At 69.0% G+C, this 19,420-nt stretch carries 15 protein-coding genes; 9 read left to right on the forward strand and 6 right to left on the reverse strand.

What is annotated here, in order from left to right:
- The first annotated feature begins 33 nt into the window (after nucleotides 1–33).
- From FO059_RS02040 to drmB, 5 genes are all read left to right on the forward strand, one after another.
- Nucleotides 34–1,068 (forward strand): IS30 family transposase, encoded by a 1,035-nt coding sequence (locus tag FO059_RS02040; protein ID WP_143905932.1) that lies wholly within the window; start codon nucleotides 34–36, stop codon nucleotides 1,066–1,068.
- A gap of 14 nt (nucleotides 1,069–1,082) precedes the next feature.
- Nucleotides 1,083–1,472 carry a DEAD/DEAH box helicase gene (locus FO059_RS02045; protein WP_248475058.1) on the forward strand — a complete coding sequence of 130 codons (390 nt, stop codon included), beginning with the start codon at nucleotides 1,083–1,085 and terminating at the stop codon, nucleotides 1,470–1,472.
- Nucleotides 1,469–3,385, forward strand: coding sequence for a UvrD-helicase domain-containing protein (locus FO059_RS02050; protein ID WP_143910345.1), 1,917 nt, complete (start codon nucleotides 1,469–1,471; stop codon nucleotides 3,383–3,385). Before FO059_RS02045 ends, FO059_RS02050 begins: the two co-directional genes overlap by 4 nt.
- Nucleotides 3,382–6,615, forward strand: a complete 3,234-nt coding sequence (locus tag FO059_RS02055) for a helicase-related protein (RefSeq protein ID WP_143905940.1) — start codon at nucleotides 3,382–3,384, stop codon at nucleotides 6,613–6,615. Before FO059_RS02050 ends, FO059_RS02055 begins: the two co-directional genes overlap by 4 nt.
- Before the next feature lie 62 nt (nucleotides 6,616–6,677).
- Nucleotides 6,678–8,456 carry a DUF1998 domain-containing protein gene (gene drmB, locus FO059_RS02060; RefSeq protein WP_235671108.1) on the forward strand — a complete coding sequence of 593 codons (1,779 nt, stop codon included), beginning with the start codon at nucleotides 6,678–6,680 and terminating at the stop codon, nucleotides 8,454–8,456.
- 534 nt (nucleotides 8,457–8,990) lie between these two features.
- On the opposite strand, the gene FO059_RS02065 is transcribed toward drmB, so the two are convergent.
- From FO059_RS02065 to FO059_RS02085, 5 genes are all read right to left on the reverse strand, one after another.
- The gene (locus tag FO059_RS02065) at nucleotides 8,991–9,821 is read right to left on the reverse strand and encodes a class I SAM-dependent methyltransferase (protein WP_233267078.1); all 831 of its coding nucleotides are present in this window, start codon (nucleotides 9,819–9,821) and stop codon (nucleotides 8,991–8,993) included.
- A 93-nt stretch (nucleotides 9,822–9,914) separates the two neighbouring features.
- Nucleotides 9,915–10,403 carry a hypothetical protein gene (locus FO059_RS02070; RefSeq protein WP_143905946.1) on the reverse strand — a complete coding sequence of 163 codons (489 nt, stop codon included), beginning with the start codon at nucleotides 10,401–10,403 and terminating at the stop codon, nucleotides 9,915–9,917.
- A 101-nt stretch (nucleotides 10,404–10,504) separates the two neighbouring features.
- Complete coding sequence (locus FO059_RS02075; RefSeq protein WP_143905948.1) at nucleotides 10,505–12,583, reverse strand: PhoX family protein; 2,079 nt, start codon at nucleotides 12,581–12,583, stop codon at nucleotides 10,505–10,507.
- A gap of 104 nt (nucleotides 12,584–12,687) precedes the next feature.
- On the reverse strand, nucleotides 12,688–13,038 hold the full coding sequence (locus FO059_RS02080; RefSeq protein WP_143905950.1) for a metallopeptidase family protein: 351 nt from the start codon (nucleotides 13,036–13,038) through the stop codon (nucleotides 12,688–12,690).
- A 9-nt stretch (nucleotides 13,039–13,047) separates the two neighbouring features.
- Complete coding sequence (locus tag FO059_RS02085) at nucleotides 13,048–14,445, reverse strand: septum formation family protein (protein ID WP_233267079.1); 1,398 nt, start codon at nucleotides 14,443–14,445, stop codon at nucleotides 13,048–13,050.
- Between the two features lie 123 nt (nucleotides 14,446–14,568).
- Between FO059_RS02085 and serS the strand changes: the two genes are divergently transcribed.
- The 3 genes from serS to FO059_RS02100 all read left to right on the forward strand — a co-directional run bounded on the left by serS (nucleotide 14,569) and on the right by FO059_RS02100 (nucleotide 17,896).
- Nucleotides 14,569–15,831, forward strand: a complete 1,263-nt coding sequence (gene serS / locus FO059_RS02090; protein WP_143905952.1) for a serine--tRNA ligase — start codon at nucleotides 14,569–14,571, stop codon at nucleotides 15,829–15,831.
- Nucleotides 15,832–16,006: 175 nt separating this feature from the next.
- Nucleotides 16,007–16,999, forward strand: coding sequence for an esterase-like activity of phytase family protein (locus tag FO059_RS02095; protein WP_158726794.1), 993 nt, complete (start codon nucleotides 16,007–16,009; stop codon nucleotides 16,997–16,999).
- 45 nt (nucleotides 17,000–17,044) lie between these two features.
- On the forward strand, nucleotides 17,045–17,896 hold the full coding sequence (locus FO059_RS02100) for a universal stress protein (protein ID WP_143905956.1): 852 nt from the start codon (nucleotides 17,045–17,047) through the stop codon (nucleotides 17,894–17,896).
- Nucleotides 17,897–17,900: 4 nt separating this feature from the next.
- On the opposite strand, the gene FO059_RS02105 is transcribed toward FO059_RS02100, so the two are convergent.
- Nucleotides 17,901–18,389 carry a PaaI family thioesterase gene (locus tag FO059_RS02105; RefSeq protein WP_143905958.1) on the reverse strand — a complete coding sequence of 163 codons (489 nt, stop codon included), beginning with the start codon at nucleotides 18,387–18,389 and terminating at the stop codon, nucleotides 17,901–17,903.
- A gap of 122 nt (nucleotides 18,390–18,511) precedes the next feature.
- Between FO059_RS02105 and FO059_RS02110 the strand changes: the two genes are divergently transcribed.
- Nucleotides 18,512–19,399 carry a DUF559 domain-containing protein gene (locus FO059_RS02110; RefSeq protein ID WP_143905960.1) on the forward strand — a complete coding sequence of 296 codons (888 nt, stop codon included), beginning with the start codon at nucleotides 18,512–18,514 and terminating at the stop codon, nucleotides 19,397–19,399.
- Nucleotides 19,400–19,420 lie beyond the last annotated feature (21 nt).

Raw genomic sequence — 19,420 nt, forward strand, 5'->3', positions numbered from 1 at the left:
CAATGATGCTGGTGACACGGTAGGAGTGGTGGGTTGGGGCGGCGGCAGCTGACGCTGGACGACAGAGTGCAGATCGCGGTCGGGATCAAGGCCGGTCTGTCCGACGCGGAGATCGGTGAGGACATCGGCCGGAACCCGACGGTGATCTGGCGCGAACGCAAACGCAACGCCAGCGCGGCCGGCGGCTACCGGCCAGTGGCCGCCGACCGCGCAGCACGAGGGCGCCGTAGCAGACCACAGACCCGCAAGATCGACGCGGACCCGCAGCTTGAGCTGCGGGTCCGCACCGATCTGCGCCACTCACGCACGCCCCGCCAGATCGCCGGCAGGTTGCACCGTGAAGCTACCGACGACAGCGTGGACACCATGGTGCATTCCCCTGACGCCGGAGGCCGAACCATCTCACACGAGGCCATCTACCAGTGGATCTACGCGCTGCCCAAGGGCGAGCTCGCCAAGTCCGGGATCCTGTTGCGCTCCAAGCGCACCCGCCGCAAGCCCCGTAAGGCGCTCGGCGAGCGCACCGGCGCGAAGATCGTCGGCATGGTCTCGATCGACGACCGGCCCGAGCAGGCCTCCGACCGCAGGGTTCCTGGATCGTGGGAAGGCGATCTGATCATCGGGAAGGGCGGCAAGTCCGCGGCCGCCACCTTGGTCGAGCGCACCAGCAGGTTCACCCTGATCTGCGGTCTTCCCGCAGGTAAGAACGCCGACGGCCTCGCAGATGTGCTCATCGATACGGTCAGCGGCATGCCCCGGCACATCCTCGGTTCCCTGACCTGGGATCAGGGGACCGAGATGGCCCGGCATGCCGCGCTGACCACGGCCACGGACCTGAAGGTGTACTTCGCTCATCCGCACTCGCCGTGGGAGCGCGGCACCAACGAGAACACGAACGGGCTGATCCGCGAGTACCTGCCGAAGGGCATCGAGATCACCGACCACCAGCCCTACCTGGACACGATCGCCGACGAGCTCAACGACCGGCCACGCGCGGTACTCGGCTTCCTCACCCCGCGGGAGGTGTTCACGAAGCTACTGGCCGAGCCGATTGCTTCCACGAGTTGACACTGCCCTGGCCTGTGCTGCTTTTCGCCACGTCCGTCGACCACGCGAAGATGCTTGCTGTCAAGCTGGGCGACGCCGGAATCCGCGCGGCCTCGATTGATGCGACTACCACAGTGGGTGAGCGGCGCAACCGGATTGATCAATTCCGCAACGGCGGCATCCGCGTCCTCACCAACTTCGGCGTGCTGTCACAGGGTTTCGATGCCCCGGCCACCCGTGCGGTGGTGATCGCGAGGCCTGTATACAGCGCGAATATTTACCAGCAGATGGTGGGGCGCGGCCTTCGCGGCGTGCGCAACGGAGGCAAGGACGAGTGCCTCATCCTCGACGTGAAGGACAACATCACGAACTTCGACAGCAACCTCGCATTCACAGAGTTCGAGCGACTGTGGCAGGCACGATGAGGGGGCAATCGTCGACTCTGGAACTGACGCCTGCGCAGCATTCTGTGGTGGAGCAGCCCTGGGATGCACGGACCCTGGTGACGGCTGGCGCCGGCGCCGGCAAGACCACGACGCTCACGCATCGACTCGAACATTTGAACCGCGCTGAGGAGCTGTCCGCGTCCGAGATACTGGTACTCAGCTTTTCTCGCGCCGCTGTACGCGAGCTCCGTGACCGTGTCGACCGGCTCGCGAAGACCTCTAGGAGCGTACGCGCACAGACGTTCGACGGGTGGGCGCTCGCGGTGCTCCGGCAGGCGGATCCTGGGCGGGAGGATCTTGAGGGGGCATCGTTCGACGATCGGATCGCAATGGCGACTGAGGCGATCGCGGCCGGCGTGCTCGACTCGTTCGAGTTCGGGCCGCCCGCACATGTCGTCATCGACGAGGTGCAGGACCTAGTCGGAGTACGGCGTGCGATGGTCGAGACGCTTCTGGCTGAATACAGGGACAACTGTGGCTTCACCGTGGTGGGTGATGCCGCACAGTCCGTGTACGGATTCCAGATTCAGGACGCGGACGAGAGGGCATGGGAGACGAACCGGTTCTTCGGGTGGATCCGCGAGTCGTTCCCGGAGGACCTCGTAGAGGTCACGCTGAGCGAGAACTTCCGTGCCCGTACGGAAGAGGCCCGGATCGCATTGCCTCTGGGGCCGCGTCTCCAATCGTTGCCGAAGGGGCGTGCGGAGGCGACGACTGAGGCGTGCGGGATCCTGGACGACCTGCGTGGTCTGCTGGATTCGACACCCGACTTCGGTGATCTCAGTGACCTGTTCGTCCAACAGTCACTGCGCATCCCGGATCTGTCCACTGCGATCCTCTGCCGCGACAACGGCCAGGTCCTGTGGCTGTCGGACCGATTGCGGCACGCCGGGATACCGCACGGGATCCAGCGTTCGCCGCGGTCACGCCCCGTTCCGCCGTGGGTGGCGTGGCTTCTCGAGCAGGGTGGCGGGGCCGTCATAGACGAGCAGCGGTTCAAGTCGCTGGTAGAAGGTGCGTCATTGCACGGCGCCGACCTGGCGCAGTTGTGGCGGTCGCTGCGCAGAGTGGCGTCGGCGCCGCGAAGCAGGCTCGATCTCGCAGCCTTGCGCAGAGCCGTGGCAGAGGGCCGCATGCCGGAAGAACTGACCATAGGCCGTTCACCGGATCTGCTGCTGTCCACGGTCCATCGTGCGAAGGGGCTCGAGTTCGACAGGGTTCTTGTCGCCACTGACGACGTAACCGGCCGGCCCTACGGCGATGATCCAGATCTCCCGGCCGAGGCCCGCCTGCTCTATGTGGCGATGACGCGGGCGCGGGATGATCTGTTCCGATTGTCTCTGCCCCGTTGGAGACGGATATCGAAGGGCGGCCGTCTTACATTTCCCGTGGACCGCTGGTGGCTCGGCGGCGTCAAGGATTATCAGCGCAACGGGTTGGAGGCGCTCGAGACCGATGTCGACCATGCGGTTCCGGCAGGTGCTGGCACTGCGGACTTCGCAGCTCCTGACGTTCAATGGTATCTACGCGACCGTGTCGGATTCGGTGATGAAGTGGAGCTCCGACTGCTTCATGAGCTTCCTATGGCTGAGGACGAGACGCCGCCATACGCGATCCTTCATGGGGAGACGATGATCGGAGAGGCGTCGGCCGGTTTCCGGAGAGACCTCCTCCGGGTCCTTCGGGTCAATCGGGCATGGGAGTTGCGCCGCGGATATCCGCAGGTGATCACAGGGCTCAGGGTGGATGCAGTCGAGACGGTGGCGGGGTCATCAGCGGTCGCTGAGCGTGCGGGTCTTGGTGATACAGGAGTATGGATCGCTCCACGCCTCTGCGGTCTGGGGCGCTTTCGCTGGAGTTGCGGTGCCGAGGAAGGGAATTCGGTTTCATGACAGTCGGCGGGCACGAAGACCACTACGCGCTACGTGCGCGCATGCGCGCGGCATTGCGCGCCGATTTGCTCGGTCCGCGCGAGGGTGCGGATGAAGTGCTCACACATGACGCGCCTGTCACTGCGTACCTGGCCGGCGCGCTTTTCCCGGCGATGGCCGGCGCGGCTGCGGTCGATGAAGGCTGCGCCGATCAGGTGCCGGACGTGGTGAAGGGCGACGACGAGGAGGGCGGGCGGCCAGATCTCGGCGTCGCCCAGGCCAATCTGCGCAGGCCGTCGTCGATGGGGCTTACCTTCAGTGTCGACACCGCCACCGCCGCCATGGTGACGGTCGCAGTGCGGGCGGCGAGGTACTCGCCGGAAGACGAGCACGGCATGCCATTGACCCCGCAGCGCAGCCAGGCTCGCAGCACCGGGCAACAGCGGGAGCGGTGGCGGCGCCGTCAGGTGGACTGTGATCCGGTCACTGTTCCACTGAACCCGCCTGGCATGCGGGCAGCGGATAGGCTCGCCGATGGGCTCGAACTGCGGACACTCGTTCGCCCGGCCGATGACCGGGGTGTGGTGACCATGACGGTGACCATCGTGAACACGACGCCGCCGGTGAGTGAATCCGACTTGCAGGACTCGGCGTGCTACTTCCAGCCCGAAATCGTCGTGTCCGGTCCGGACGGGACCGCCCCGTTCGTCGAACGACCGGCCGGCGTCCGCTCGATCGATCCGGAGCAGGCGTTGAGCCGACTATTGCACCGGCACGCGCCGTCCTTCGCCGTGGGCCACGGATGCTCGGTCGCGTGGGACTGGCAGCCGCCGGAAGTGGGCGCTCCGATGTGGGATCGCGCCGCTGTCTCCTCGGTTCGGACAGAACTCGTCCCCACGCACGAGGTTTTGCTGATGGAATCGAATCCGGGAGTTGACGACCGTGGCCTGGGCATGGAGAGGCTGGGTGAGGCCAAGCGTGCCGAGATGGTCCGGGTTCTCGATGCGCTGCTCGACGGCTACGAAACGTGGATAGCCGAGCGTCGCGCGGATGCAGTCGAGCTCGAGGGTAGCGACTTCAATGAGGTGGCGGACCTGCAGGTGAAAGCGTGTAGCGAGGCACTCGAGCGGATGAGGGACGGCGTACGGCTGCTCGGCGATGAGGAACGGCCCAAGGTGCTGCTGGCTTTCCAGCTGGCGAACCGCGCGATGGCGGCGCAGCGCGCTCAGAGCCAGTGGATCAAGTCTGGACGAGTGGGGCGGCCCGATGCCAGGGCCGGCCGATGGCGGCCCTTCCAGATCGCATTCATGCTTTTATGCCTGCGCGGGATCGTCGAGCCCGCGCACGAAGACCGCCGCGTGGCAGACCTCCTGTGGTTCCCCACAGGCGGCGGAAAGACGGAAGCGTACCTGGGCCTGGTGGCGTTCACGACCTTCCTTCGGAGGCTGCGGAGCGAGGACGGCGGCGGCGTGACAGTGCTGATGCGGTACACGCTACGGCTGCTCACGCTGCAGCAGTTCGAACGTGCGAGTGCGCTGATCTGCGCCATGGAAAGGTTGCGTGCGGAACGCGCGGACCTCGGCGACGAACAGATCTCCATCGGCATGTGGGTGGGCCAATCCGCCACCCCCAACAAGCTGAGTCCAGCCGGCGCGAGGCTGGACGAGCTGCGTAATAGTCCCGGCAAGTCGCTGCAGAAGCAGAACCCCGTGCAGCTCAAGCGTTGCCCCTGGTGCGGAACTGCTCTCGACGCTCGAGACTACGAGGTCCGTTCTGCGCAGCACAGGATGCTGATCGTCTGCCCCGACTCGGAATGCGCGTTCCACACCGGGAACGGACTTCCGGTCCACTTGGTTGACGAAGCGGTCTACGACGCACACCCCACGCTCGTGATTGCAACGGTGGACAAATTCGCATCGATGCCCTGGCGGCCTGCGACGGGAGCGTTGTTCAATCTAGACCGCGCGGACACGCCCGCGCCAGAGCTCATCGTGCAGGACGAGCTGCACCTCATCTCGGGACCGCTGGGCACGATGACAGGCCTGTACGAGACGGCCATCGACGTCCTCGCCGACAAGCCCAAAGTGATCGCATCGACCGCGACGATCCGACGTGCCTCCGAACAGGTTGGGGGGCTCTTCAACCGAGATGTCGCCCAGTTCCCGCCTGCGGGACTCGATGCGCGAGATTCGTGGTTCGCCGTCGAGACGCCCCGTGAGGCGAAAGCGTCGCGCAGGTACATGGGCCTGTTCACGCCGGGGGGAAGTCAGGCGACCCTGCTCATCCGCACCTACGCGGCGCTTCTGCACGCGGCGCAAGCTGCACGGGCGGAGGTAGACGCCGACGTCCTCGATGCGTACTGGACCTTGGTGGGGTACTTCAACAGCCTCCGATTGCTCTCCGCTGCGGAACTGCAACTGCACGACGATGTACAGAGCCGGATCAAGCTGCTTGCCGAACAGGACGGCACGGTGGTACGCGATGCGACCAACCAAACCGAGCTCAGCAGTCGTGCCGATTCGAGCGACGTGCCTCTGCGGCTCGGGCAGCTTGACGCGACGCTGGCTGAAGGGAATCCGCTGGACGTATTGCTCGCTACGAACATGATCTCGGTCGGCGTCGATATCGACCGACTCGGGCTGATGGCGGTGATGGGGCAGCCGCAGGCGACTGCAGAGTACATCCAGGCGACGAGTCGTGTGGGTCGTCAGCATCCTGGGCTGGTCGCGGTGATGTTCAACTCCGCGCGTTCCCGGGACCGCTCGCACTACGAGAATTTTCAGAGCTTCCATTCCGCGTTGTATCGCGAGGTTGAGTCGAGTAGCGTCACCCCCTTCTCCGCGGGTGCGAGGGACCGTGGGCTGCACGCGATAATCGTGGCACTGGCGCGGCTGCTCATCCCGGAAGCCGCAGACAATGATGCGGCCGCCCACATCGCGAGATTCGAACAGGAAGTTCGCGAGCGGGTCCTGCCTGCGGTGATCGAGCGCGTGTCCTCGGTGGACGGGCAGGAGCGGCAGGCGACCGAAGCGCACTGTGAGGAGTTCCTCGAGTGGTGGCGGGATACGGCGATGGTGAATCCGGAGCTGTCATACGAAGGGCGTCCAGACGGAAGGTCCACGTCGTTGCTCGTACCATTCCATGACGAGTCGCCCGAGGCCTCGGGGTGGGAGACGTTGTGGAGCCTCCGTGATGTCGACGCGGAGAGCGGTCTTTACTTCAAGCCGAACCCGACAGGAGCGATGCGATGACGCCCCCGAAGAACCGCCGTATACGCAGGTCCGGGGCGCGGTCTGCGCCGTCGGCGAAGCGTGTGGGCGGCGTGCGCCAGTCTCAGGTCGTCACGACGTATGGCGTCGGTTCGATGGTCGCTGTCGAGAGCGAGTCATTCATCGTCGGCGGGATCGACACATGGGATGACACTGGATCCGCGGATGAAGTGTACGAACAGCGGCTGGCGAGGATCCTCGGCGTACGCGGATTCCGACTTCCACCCGCCCCTGACCCCGAGAGGGGGCGCGGAGGGGTGACCGTGTTCCGTTTCCCGGAGTTCTACTCCTGCCCGGAGTGCTTCGCGCTGCAGCGGCATCGGGAGTTCAACCCGCCGCCGGGGAAGTCGGTGTGCTCCGAGTGCAACGAGGACCTGATCCCGTCGCGATTCGTGCTCGCATGCGAGAACGGGCACATCGAGGATTTCCCCTATTGGAAGTGGGTCCACCGTGGAGTCGAACGGGAGTCAGGATTCTGCAAGGGCGAACTGCGGTTACGGACCGCGGGAGCGTCGGCGTCGCTGCGGTCGGTGATCGTCGAATGCAGTTGCGGCGTCCCGCCAGTCTCGATGGAGGGTGCATTCCGCACGGGATCCCTGCGGGACCTGGGGATCCGATGTGAGGGGAGGCGGCCTTGGCTCGAGCGTGCGCAGCCGGAGCTATGTGATAAGCAACCCCGCACAATGCAGCGCGGTTCGTCGTCGGCCTGGCATCCGGTGATCCATACCGCGTTGTCCATCCCGCCGTGGGGCGAAGGGGTGTATGCGCTGGTCGAAAGGTGCAAGCTCGTCGGCAAGTCCGAGGAGTACATCCGCACCTACCTCGAAGACCGGCCGGCACTCCTGAGCCAGGTCGACACCACCGTGCAGGGGGTGATCGACGTCGCCAGGGCATTCGACGATGAGGAGGGGCCCGCCGGCGCTGACGCGGTACCTACGGGGCCGCGCTCGCGCCTCCGCGAGGACGAGTACGTGGCACTGGTGCGTGGTCGCAGCGAATCCCGTATCGCGGAGTGGCAGCCCTTCGTGTGTGAGCCGCCTGCAGGTGACCCGTCCGCCATAGAGGCGTTGGGGCTTGTAGACACGATGTTGGTGAAGAGGCTACGCGAGGTGCGTGTGATGGCCTCGTTCACTCGGGGACAGCCACCGGAGGAAGGTGAAGAGGAACTCCGGCATGCGCAACTGAGTCTTCGAGACGACATCGACTGGCTGCCGGCGATGGAGGTGATCGGCGAGGGGGTGTTCCTGCGGTTGGACGAGCGGCGGCTTACGGCGTGGGAGTCGGAACCGTCGGTCGTCAGGCGGGCGGAGCACGTGCGAACGGAACACGAGCGTGTGCTCCGGGAGCGGGCAAAACCGGTCAAAGGCCGCAAGGCTACGCGACCTGCCGAGTCCCATGTCACCGCCCGGCTTCTTCTGCTGCACACCCTTGCACATGCGGTGATCAACGAGTGGAGTCTGGACGCGGGTTACCCGGCGTCCGCATTGCGAGAACGGATCTATTCCGGGCCGGACATGGCCGGAATTCTCATCTATACCGCGACGAGCGACTCGGCGGGGAGCCTGGGAGGCATCATCGCTCACGGCGAGCCCGAAAATCTGTCTCGGACTCTGCGATCGGCACTCGCGCGCGCGCAGTGGTGCTCGAACGACCCGCTCTGCATGGAGTCGCAAGCGAGCGGATCCGACAGTCTGAACAAAGCGGCGTGCCATGCCTGCGTGTTGTTGCCGGAGACCAGCTGCGAGTCGCTCAACAGTTTCCTCGACAGGGCCATGATCGTCGGTGATCACGCCGGAGACGTGCGGGGGTACTTCTCGTTGTGACGGTCCGCGCCGCCGCCTCGCCTGGTGTCGACCGGGCTGGGCAGCGGTCGCGCATCTCGAGTTGATGCCTTATATCGTTATTGCTTTGGGTCTCCCGAACTCAGCGACCCGCAAGTGTCAAGGGTGGGAGTGGTCCGTCGAGCGCGGTTTCGGGTCGAGGATCATGCCTCGTGAACCGAGAGTGCGATACCAGCCAGACCTGCTCCGCCGGCAAGGCCCGTTTGAGGGGAATCGACGGACCTGGCAGACAGGCGCCCCTGTCCGCACGGTCGCGTCGGATGACACGTGAGCGCGAGCACACCCCCCTGGCGGTGGTGGACGGCGATCATGACCCGGTCGGTGGATACCGAGTGCCTCCACGGTGCCCTCGACCAGCCCCGGGCCGACGGTACCAACAGGATGCCCCACATCGGCGACTCCACAGCGTGCCGTACCGGTCCAGCGATGTGCTGCACGGGTATCACTGCGGAGTTCCTCCCTCGCCGTCTCGCAGACAGGCTGAATGGGAACGTCGAAGGCAGGCGCACCGGGGCCTCACCCCCGCGCCAGCACCTCCACGTGCGGAATGACGAGCACGCCGTCGGGGCTTTCCGTCCAGCGCAGCCACGCCGCGGAGATCGCCTCCAGCTCGGCGCGCGTCGCCCAGCCGGTGTCGGTGAGCTGGGCGGCGATCGCCGAGTGCAGGATCCGCTCCGCCCACATCCCGCCCCACCAGGCGCGGGACGGCGCATCGGCGAAACACCACGTGCTGGACGAGACCTCCACCTCGGCGAACCCGGCGGCGCGCTCCCAGGCGGGCAGGCGCCGGCCCGCGTCGGGCTCACCACCGTTCGCCCACGCCGCCCTGCGGTACAGCTCCAGCCACCGGTCCAACTCGGGGATCTGGGGGAACCACGTGAACCCGGCGTAGTCGGCGTCGCGCACCGCCACCACCCCGCCCGGCCGGCACACCCGCCGCATCTCGCGCAGCGCCTGCACCGGGTCGCCTACGTGCTGCAGCACCTGGTGGGCGTGCACCACGTCGAAGGAGTCGTCGGGCAGGTCCAGCCGGTGCACGTCTGTGACCACGCAGCGCACGTTCACGTCCCGCTCGGCGGCGGTGCGCCGCGTGAGTTCCATCGCCTGGTCAGTCGCCTCGACCGCGGTCACGGTGCCGGGCGCGACGGCCTCCGCCAGGTCCGCGGTGATCGTGCCCGGCCCGCTGCCCGCGTCGAGCAGGTCCATCCCGGCCCGGAGGTGCGGCAGCAGGTAGGCGGCCGAATCCGCGGCGGTGCGCACGTTGTGCGAGCGCAGCACCGACTCGTGGTGGCCGTGCGTGTAGACGGTCCCTTCGGGAGTACGCGGGCCGGGGGAGTCAGGTGACACGGGGCCTCCTCGCATCGGGCATGGATACGCACCCGACGCTACGACGCCACCGCCAACCTTTGGAACATCTATCTCACATTGCGAGAAACCGGGTCAGTCGACGTGAATCGTTCCGTGGCAGGTGATAGACGGGAATCCCCACAGCTCGTGGTGGTTGTAGGAGTTGAACGTGAGTGCCACATCGCCCGGGCCGCTGTCGATCACGTACCCCGGCGTTACGTTCGACCCCGGATTGGCCACGCGCATCGAATCGCGGACCGTCCCGGACGCGCCGGTCTGCACATTGGTCCAGTCCAGGGTGAAGTCCGACGTGTAGCCGCCCGCGAAGAACCAGAAGCTGCTGGGGTTGAAGTCCACTTTCGCCTGCCCCGGCACCTCGGTGTCCTGCAGGACGTAGACCTGGCTGAACGCGTACGGCTGGTCGACGATGTACGGGCTGAGCCCGATGCACGCCTGATCCATCGGCACCACATCCGAATGCAGTTCCGCGCCCGCGGTTCCGGCCCCGCCGACGGCGAGGGCGGCCGCGATGCCGCCCGCCGCCACCCCTGCTCCGATCTTCCTTGCACGCCGTGCCGCCATGGTTGCTCCTCTCGCCGGCGCGGATGACCTGCGAGTCTAAGGCGGACGGCCCGTTTTGGGAAGGGCTGCGGAACCACGGTCGTGACGGCGGGTCCGGAGACTCACGCAGTGCGGAACACCTGCACCACCGACGGCCGGGGCGCGGCCACCTGGCCGGGTTTCGGCGCGCCGGTCACGTAGTCGGGGAACAGCGAGTGCGGCTCGGCGAACGACCCGTCCTCGCCCGGGTGCTGCACCGCCACGAACACGTTGCCCTCCTCCTCGTGGATGAGGGGCCCGCAGGTCTCGGCCTCGCGGGGGACCGCCAGGAACTGCTCGACCAGCCCGCGGCGGTCCCCGTCCAGCGACACCCGGAACAGCCCGTCGTTGTAGCCGATGGTGCCCGGGGCCCCGTCGGTGGAGATCCACAGGTTGCCGGAGCGGTCGAACGCCAGGTTGTCCGGGCACGAGATCGCCGAGACCTTGTCCGCCGGATAGCCGCCGAAGTAGGTCGCGTCGTTCGTGGCCGGGTCGCCGCACACCAGCAGCAGATTCCAGCGGAACTTGCCGGCGGTGGCGTCGCCGCCGGCCTCCTCGATCTCCACCACGTGCCCGTCGCGGTTCTCGTGGCGCGGGTTCGCCTCGTCGGCGCCCGGCTTGCCGTCGGTGCCGCGCTTGGTGTTGTTGGTGCACGCCACGTACACGCGGCCCGTCTTCGGGTGTGGCTCCACGTCTTCGCAGCGGTCCATTTTGGTGGCGCCCGCCTTGTCCGCCGCCATCCGGGTGAACACAAGCACCTGCTCGACGGACATCCCGGGCACCGCGGACTTGCCGTTCTTGATCAGCGGCAGCCACGTGCCGGAGCCGTCGAACGTCCCGTCGGAGGGCAGCTTTCCGCTCCCGTCGATCTGCGTCGGATCCGAATCACCCTGGAACCGTGCCGCATACAGGTCGCCCTCGGTGAGCAGCGTCTTGTTGTGGGCGCGGTCGCCCTCGCGGTGCTTGCGCTTGGAGACGAACTTGTAGAGGTAGTCGAACCGCTCGTCGTCGCCCATGTACGCGACGGTCTTGCCGTTGCGGGCGAGCGCCACCGTCGCGCCCTCGTGCTTCATCCTGCCCAGCGCGGTGTGCTTGACCGGCGTCGACGCCGGATCGTTCGGGTCGATCTCGACGATGTAGCCGAACCTGTTGGGCTCGTTGCGGAATCCATCCTGCCGCGCGTCGAACCGCCGGTCCGTCTTCTCCCAACCGTTCGACGTCTCCTCGGAGTCGAGCCCGTACCGCTTCTCCTCGGGGCATGTGCCCGCGGCGCGGAAGTATCCGTCGAAGTTCTCCTCGCCGGACAGGATCGTCCCCCACGGGGTGGTGCCGCCGGCGCAGTTGCCGATCATCCCGCGCACCCGGCGACCGGAGGGGTCGTCGGCGGTCTTCATCAGGTCCGTGCCCGCGGCCGCGCCGGTGAGCTCGAACTCCGTGTCCGCGGTGATCCGCCGGTTCAGTTTTCCGCCCCGCACGTAGGCCCACGGCTCGTCCGCCGAGGCGCGCTCGAGCTCCACCACGGAACCGCCGTGCGCCGCCTTGGCGATGGCGTGCCGCTCGGCCTGCGACGGCCCGCCGGTGTCCGGGAACATCAGGTCCGGGTTGACGTACTCGTGGTTGCAGTACAGCAGCGCCTTGCGGCCGTCCTTGGTGCGCAGGATCTCCAGATAATCGTTGTTGTAACCGAACTGGCGGGCCTGCGCCTTCGCGGACTGCGTGTGCAGGTCGAACTCCGGGGAGTCGGCGAACAGCGGGTCGCCCCACCGCAGGATCGGCCGCCAGTCGTATCCGCCGGGGACGGTGAAGGCGTCGACGGACTTGTCCACCGGGGAGATCGGCGAGAACGCCAGGGGGCCGGCCGCGCCGCCGGAGCCGCCCGCTGAGCCCGTTCCGGCCGCCGCGCTGCCGAGCGACCCGGCGGGCGCGGCACCCGACGACCCGCACGCGGCGAGCGTCACCGCCATCGCCCCCACGGCCCCCGCCCCCAGCAGCCTGCGCCGCGAGAACCCGGCGGAGACGATGTCCCGGAAGTACTCGTTGGGCGAGTCGTTGCACACCGGCCGGCTGCACGCGTTCGCGCACTTGAACTGGCATGTCACCGGGCTGCGCTTGCCGCGGGTCAGCCCCGCCATCGGCAACGATCGCCGCATCCGCTCCACCATGTTTCGGCTCCCTCTCCACGTGTCGGTGAGGCAACCGTCCCGTACCGGGGTTTCGCACTGTGATGGTCCGCGTGAACGGCGGGTGAAGAGCGGCCGTCGGGTTGTCAGGCCCAGCCGAGCTGGTGGAGCTGCTCGTCGTCGATGCCGAAGTGGTGCGCGAACTCGTGGATCACCGTCACACGCACCTCGTGCACCAGCTCGTCCTCATCGGAGCACATCTCCATCAGCGGCTCGCGGTAGATGAAGATGGCGTCCGGCAGCGACCCGGCGTACCAGCTGTCGCGCTCGGTCAGCGCCACGCCCTCGTAGAGCCCCAGGATGTCGGGCTCGTCGGGGTTGCGGTCCTCCACCAGCACGACGACGTTGTCCACCGCCGCGATCAGCTTCTCCGGCAGGGTGTCCAGCGCGTCCGAGACGAGATCCTCGAACCGCTCCTCGCTCACGGCGATCGGCACGGCCGGCTCCTACTCGCCGACCGACGGCAGCGGCGGCGCCACCGCACGGCCGGGCGGGGGAAGCGGCTTCGGCGCGGGCGCCTTGCCGTCGATCATCAACCCGCCCTTGGCCGTTCCCGTGAGCACCGCGTACGCCCCCTCGGTCTCGCCGAACCCGATGGTGCAATCCACCTTGCGGCTGCCGGCCAGCCAGCTGGGAAGCGCCTGGGTACTCCAGTAGACGGTGAGCGTGCTGTTGCGCAGGGCGTCGGCTCCGCCCAGGTAGTCCTCGCTGATCTTGCGGCACGTCTGGCCCAGGAACTCGTCCTGCTTGTCCAGCGGGGGCCACTCGCCCGGGAACTGCGTGGCCAGGTCCACCTGCCCGGTGACCTCCACCGAGTGGTCGGTGGCGCAGTCGACGGGGTCCGTCGGCAGCCCGTTCTCGATGCCCAGGCAGGTGCCCGGCGGATGCACGCGCGACTGGTCCTGACCGGCGACGGTGCCGGTGATCGGCCGGAACGACGTGCCGTCCACCCCGGTCTCCTGCAGTCCGCACAGCACCGTGCGCTCGCCCTGGGACCATCCCTTGCCGCCCGGGTGGATCAGGCCGACGGTGAACCGGCCGGACGGGTCCAGCCCGCCGCCCAGGTAGCGGCCCACGGCGGGGGCGCACACCGAATCGCGCAGCGTGGCGTACCGCTGCGCCTCGGTGACCTGGGCGTGCGGCCCGAACTCGCTGCTGGGGAAGTTGCTCAGATCCACCCGCTCGGCCACCTCGAACAGGTGCGGCTGCGCGCAGTCGACCTGCGCGATCTCCGGGTTCTGCTGGTCATCCCAGGTGAGGCAGGTGCCGGCCTTCGCGTCGGCGAACGCGGGGCCTTCCGACGAACCCGTCTTGACGGGTGCGTCCCCCGCATTCGCCGCCACCGAGGGCTCCGACGAGCCGAAGACGCTGTCGAGATTGCCGGTGGACACCAGCGTGATCACCGCGGCCGCCAGCGAACCGAGTGCCACCAGGATCAGCGAGCGCCGCATGTTCTGTGCGGTCAGATGCGGGTGGTGCTGCGGAGCGGGGCCGTCGGCGGGGGAATCCGCGGGCGGCTCGGTTTGGGGCGGCTCTGTGCCGGTGGGTTCCGCACCGGCGGGTTCCGCGGCGGGACTCTCTCCTGGCGGCGGGGCCACCGGCGGCATCTCCGCCGTCTGCCACTCGGAAGTGGGGTCGTCGGCGTAACCGGCGTCGTCGTACTCGATGTCGTCGTACTCGTCGTCGAAAGGTGACCGGCCGCCCGGCCACGCGTAAGCGGCATCCGGGGCATAGGGGCCGGAGTCTGCGGCAGCGTCGGGGGCGGCGGCATCCGGGGCGGCCGCATCCGAGACAGCCGCGTCCGCGGGGGGCTGGGTGCTGCGACGGCGGCGGAAGATGGACATCGCCCACAATGATGCCTGGTGCGCGCCGACAATGCGCACGGTAGTCGCCGATCAGCCGCGATGGCGGGTATCGCCGCCGGTCCGCGGGGCGGCCTCCGGGACCGGCAAGTAAAGTCATGCGGTGTGATTGACCTGAAGTTCCTTCGCGAGAACCCCGACGCCGTGCGCGAGTCGCAGCGCACCCGCGGCGAAGACCCGGCGCTGGTGGACACGCTGCTGGCGGCCGACGCCGCGCGCCGGTCCGCCATCGCCACCGCCGACGAACTCCGCGCGGAGCAGAAGGCGCACGGGCGCAAGGTCGGCAAGGCCACGCCTGAGGAGCGCCCCGCGCTGCTGGAGCACGCCAAGGAGCTGTCCGACGCGGTCAAGAAGGCCGGCGCCGACGAGGCCGCCGCCAAGGCCGCGCTGGACGAGGCCCACCGGGCCATCTCCAACGTGGTGCAGGACGGCGCCCCGGCCGGCGGCGAGCAGGACTTCGTGGTGCTCGAGCACATCGGCGAGCCCCCCGCCATCGACGAGCCCGTGGACCACCTGGACCTGGGCGAGTCGCTGGGGCTGATCGACATGGCGCGCGGGGCCAAGGTGTCCGGCTCGCGGTTCTACTTCCTCACCGGCGCCGGCGCGCTGCTCCAGCTGGGCCTGCTGCAGCTGGCGGCGCAGAAGGCCGTGGCCAACGGCTTCACCATGATGATCCCCCCGGTGCTGGTGCGCCCGGAGATCATGGCGGGCACCGGGTTCCTGGGCGCCCACTCGGACGAGATCTACCACCTGGACGAGGACGACCTCTACCTGGTCGGCACCTCCGAGGTCCCCCTGGCCGGCTACCACTCGGACGAGATCCTGGACCTGTCCGGCGGGCCCAAGCGCTACGCGGGCTGGTCGTCGTGCTTCCGCCGCGAGGCCGGCAGCTACGGCAAGGACACGCGCGGCATCATCCGCGTCCACCAGTTCGACAAGGTGGAGATGTTCAGCTATTGCCGCCCCGAGGACGCCGACGCGGAGCACCAGCGCCTGCTGGGGTGGGAGAAGGAGATGCTCGCCGCCGTCGAGGTGCCCTACCGGGTGATCGATGTGGCCGGCGGCGACCTGGGCAGCTCCGCGGCCCGCAAGTTCGACTGCGAGGCCTGGGTGCCCAGCCAGGGCGCCTACCGCGAGCTCACCTCCACCTCCAACTGCACCACGTTCCAGGCGCGCCGCCTGAGCGTCCGGTACCGGGGCGACGACGGCAAGCCGCAGATCGCCGCCACCCTCAACGGCACGCTGGCCACCACGCGGTGGATCGTCGCGATCCTCGAGAACCACCAGCAGCCCGACGGCACCGTGCGCGTGCCCGCGGCGCTCCAGCCGTTCGTCGGCACCGACGTGCTGCGACCCGCGGGGGCCTGACCTGCGCCCGGCCACGCGTGCCGGCGCCGCGCTGGGCACGCTCGCCGTCCTGCTGACGGCGGGCTGCGGCGGCGCGCGGGCGCCAGGGCCCCCGGCGACGTCCGCCCCCGATGCCCACGAGACCTCAGCCCCCGCCACCGCAGCCCCGGACGACGGTGTGCGGCCGCTCGGCTCGGTGACGGTGCCCGAGGGGACGCGGTTCGAGGGCACCACCGTCGGGGGACTGTCCGGCATCGACTACGACCCCGCCACCGGGCGGTACGTGGTGATCAGCGACGACAGAGGTGCGCACGGGCCCACCCGCGCCTACACCGTCGAGCTGCCGCTGGACGAGCATGGCGTCCCGGCGCAGCCGCGGCTGTCGTCGATGATCCCGCTGCAGGGGCCCGGCGGCCCGTACGCGCCGGGCACCAGCGACACCGAATCGATCCGCTGGGCCCCCGGCGGGGGCGTGGTCTACGGCAGCGAGGGCGACGCCACCGGCGGGCTCATGCCGTTCATCCGCTCGGCGGGCCCCGACGGGGCGTACGTGCGTGACTATCCGCTGCCCGCGGCGTACCTGCCGGAGTCGGGGCCCGGCGGGGAACAGTCGAGCGGCATGCGCGAGAACCTGGGCTTCGAAGGGCTGGCGCTCTCCCCGGACGGCCGCACCATCTCCGCGATCACCGAGAACGCGCTGGTGCAGGACGGACCGGCCGCGGCCGCGGACACCCCCAGCCCGGCCCGGCTGCTGCAGCTCGACCGTGCCACCGGCGCCGTGGTCGGCGAATACGTCTACGAGGCCGACCCGCTGCAGACCTCGGGCGCGGCGTTCGGGCCCACCGTCGCCGGCGTGTCCGCGATGACGCAGGTGGGCCCCACGTCGTTCCTCACCGTCGAGCGGAGCCTGGCGCTGCCCCGCGGATTCGTCACCACCATCCACCTCGCCACCATCGACGGCGCCACGGACGTCGCGGGCATGGCGGTCCTGGACGGCAGCGAGGCGCCGATGCGCAAGACGAAGATCTTCGAATCGGACGGCGCCATGGGCAACGTGGAGGGCATCACCGTGGGACCGGAACTGCCGGACGGGGCCCGCACTCTGGTCCTGGTCGAGGACGACAACTTCGGGCGCGTCGGATCCACCACGTTCCATGTCCTGCGTGCGGGGTCCGCGGCGGGGTTCTGATCACGTAAGGCTGCGCACGCCCGGGGCACCCTGGAAGATGGGCGTATGGGCAACGAGAGCGCAGTGGTCGTCGGAGTCGACGGATCCGACAACGCGCGGGTGGCATTGGCCGCGGCGATCGAGGAGGCGACGACCCGGAAGGCGCCGCTGCACCTGGTGGCCGCCTACCATGCGCCGGCCGTGCGGCGGCACAGCGTCGCCGTGGAATACGAGAAGGTGGTCCGCGACGAGGCCGCCGCGATCCTCGCCGAGGCCGCGGAACAGGCCCGCGGCGCGGGGGCGGAGGTGACCACCTCGGTGCACGCGGGGGACGCTTCGGGCGTGCTGCTGGAGCAGTCGCGTTCGGCGGCGCTCGTGGTGGTGGGCGCACGCGGGCGCGGCGGGTTCATGGGCAGGCTGTTGGGGTCGGTGGCGGCGGCGCTGCCCGCGCACGCGGCTTGCCCGGTCCTGGTGGTGCCGCGGCCCGCGGACGGCTCGGCGCACACGGAACAGGACTACAGCGGCCGGGTCGTGGTGGGCGTCGACGCCTCGGGCACGGCCAACCCCGCGCTGGCCGCGGCGGCGGACGAAGCGCAGCGCCGCGCGATGCCGCTGGTCATCGTGGCGGTGGCGGGCCCCGACTTCGATGCCGACGCGCGGGCCGCCGGCGACGCGGACGCGGTGCGCGGCGTCCTCGGGCAGTGTCTGGAATCGGTGCGCGCCGCGCATCCCCGGGTGCAGGCGGCGACAGAACTCCTGGAAGGGTCCGCGGCCGAGGTGCTGGCAGGCATCACCGCGACCGCCGAGCTGGTGGTGGTGGGCGCGCGGGGCAGCGGCGGATTCAAGGCCATGCGGCTCGGCTCCACGGCGCACGCGCTGCTGGGGCACGCGCTGGGGCCGGTTCTCGTGGTCCGCTGACGGCTCAGCGCAGGATCATGCCGGTGGTGGTGCCGGAGGCCAGCAGCGCGCCGTCGCTGTCCCGCAGCTCGCCGCGCGCGGTGGCGGTGCGCCCGCCCCGGTGCTCCACCTTGCCCACCGCCCGGACCGGACCCGTGTCCACGCTGACCCCCCGGATGAACCGGACTGTGAGATCCAGCGTGGTGAAGCCTTCGCCGACCTCCAGCGTGGACTGGATCGAATAGCCCATCGCCGAGTCCAGCCACGCGCTGAGGACCCCGCCGTGCACGGATCCCACCGCGTTGTACTGGTACTCGCCCGGCTCGGCCTCGATGGTCACGGACCCGCGTGCCAGCGCCGCGATCCGGAAATCCAGCGTGCCGCCGGACGGCGGATACGGGATCTCCCCGGAGTGCAGCCGCTCCATGAACTCCAACCCGGACAGCCCCTTGCGGGCCTCCGAGATGTCGGCCGGGTCGGCCCACGAATGCGTGCGCGAGTGCTCAGCAGTCACCAGGTCTCCTTCATGCGGGGCGGAACTTCCCGAAGCGTTCCCCGTACCGTACGACGAACAGCGGCCGAGAGTTGTCCACAGGACCGAAGGCGCGCGCGATTCCGATCCGGCACTCTGGCCGCATGGGGGAGAACGGGGAGGACGGGTGCGCCCGGGAGGCGACCTGGATCAAGACGACGGCGCAGCTCACCGAGCACGAGTCGCGCAGCACAGTCGCCCGCAGGTGCCGGAGCGGCCGATACGTGCAGGTGCTGCGCGGGGTGTACGCGGACGCCGAGCCGCGCGGGATCGACCGCTGCCGGGCGGTGAGCCTGTGGCGCGCGGATGCCACGTTCAGCCACGCCACGGCGGCCTGGTTGTGGGGACTGATCGACGAGCCGGAACGGGTGCACGTGACCGTGCCGCGGAGCACGCAGCTGCAATGCCCCGGATGGCTCGCCGTCACCCGGAGGGACCTGCCGGAGCCGGGATCATGGGCGTTCGACTTGCCGGTGGTGGGGATCGCCCGCGCGATCGTCGAGTCGATTCCGATGCTGGAGGCGCGGACCGCCGAGCGCGTTGTGGACGAGTACGCCCGCAGCGACGAGCGATACGAGGAGCTTCTCGAATGCTGCCACCGCGATGCCGGGTGCCGCGGGGTGTCGCTCGCGCGGCGGATCATCGAGCGGGCGGCGCGGCGCACCGCTTCGGAGGCCGAGCGGGTGGTGGCGCGTGAGCTGGGGCGGGCCGGATACCACCTCGAGGTGAACAGGGCGATCGGCAAGTTCTGGTGCGACCTGGTCGATGAGTGGTCGGGGGTCGTCGTGGAGATCGACGGGCGCGGCCCGCACAGCGAGCGCAGCGTGTTCCGGAACGACCGCCGGCGGCAGAACTCTCTGGTTCTGGACGGCTGGCTCGTGCTCCGCTATGCAGCGGACGACGTGTTCGACGACCTCGACGAGGTCGTGCGTGAGATCGTCCGGACAGTCTCATCGCGGCGGCGCAACCGGCGCAGGACCGGGGCGCGCTGACCGGAACCCGCCCGATCGGTG

The organism is Tomitella fengzijianii (assembly GCF_007559025.1).
Lineage (GTDB): Bacteria > Actinomycetota > Actinomycetes > Mycobacteriales > Mycobacteriaceae > Tomitella > Tomitella fengzijianii.

Excerpts from the sequence above, each read along its gene's own strand:
- FO059_RS02085 (WP_233267079.1), bottom strand. The coding sequence starts at position 14,445 with ATGTCCATCTTCCGCCGCCGTCGCAGCACCCAGCCCCCCGCGGACGCG.
- FO059_RS02110 (WP_143905960.1), top strand. The coding sequence starts at position 18,512 with ATGGGGGAGAACGGGGAGGACGGGTGCGCCCGGGAGGCGACCTGGATC.
- FO059_RS02100 (WP_143905956.1), top strand. The coding sequence starts at position 17,045 with ATGGGCAACGAGAGCGCAGTGGTCGTCGGAGTCGACGGATCCGACAAC.
- FO059_RS02050 (WP_143910345.1), top strand. The coding sequence starts at position 1,469 with ATGAGGGGGCAATCGTCGACTCTGGAACTGACGCCTGCGCAGCATTCT.
- FO059_RS02070 (WP_143905946.1), bottom strand. The coding sequence starts at position 10,403 with ATGGCGGCACGGCGTGCAAGGAAGATCGGAGCAGGGGTGGCGGCGGGC.
- FO059_RS02055 (WP_143905940.1), top strand. The coding sequence starts at position 3,382 with ATGACAGTCGGCGGGCACGAAGACCACTACGCGCTACGTGCGCGCATG.
- FO059_RS02075 (WP_143905948.1), bottom strand. The coding sequence starts at position 12,583 with ATGGTGGAGCGGATGCGGCGATCGTTGCCGATGGCGGGGCTGACCCGC.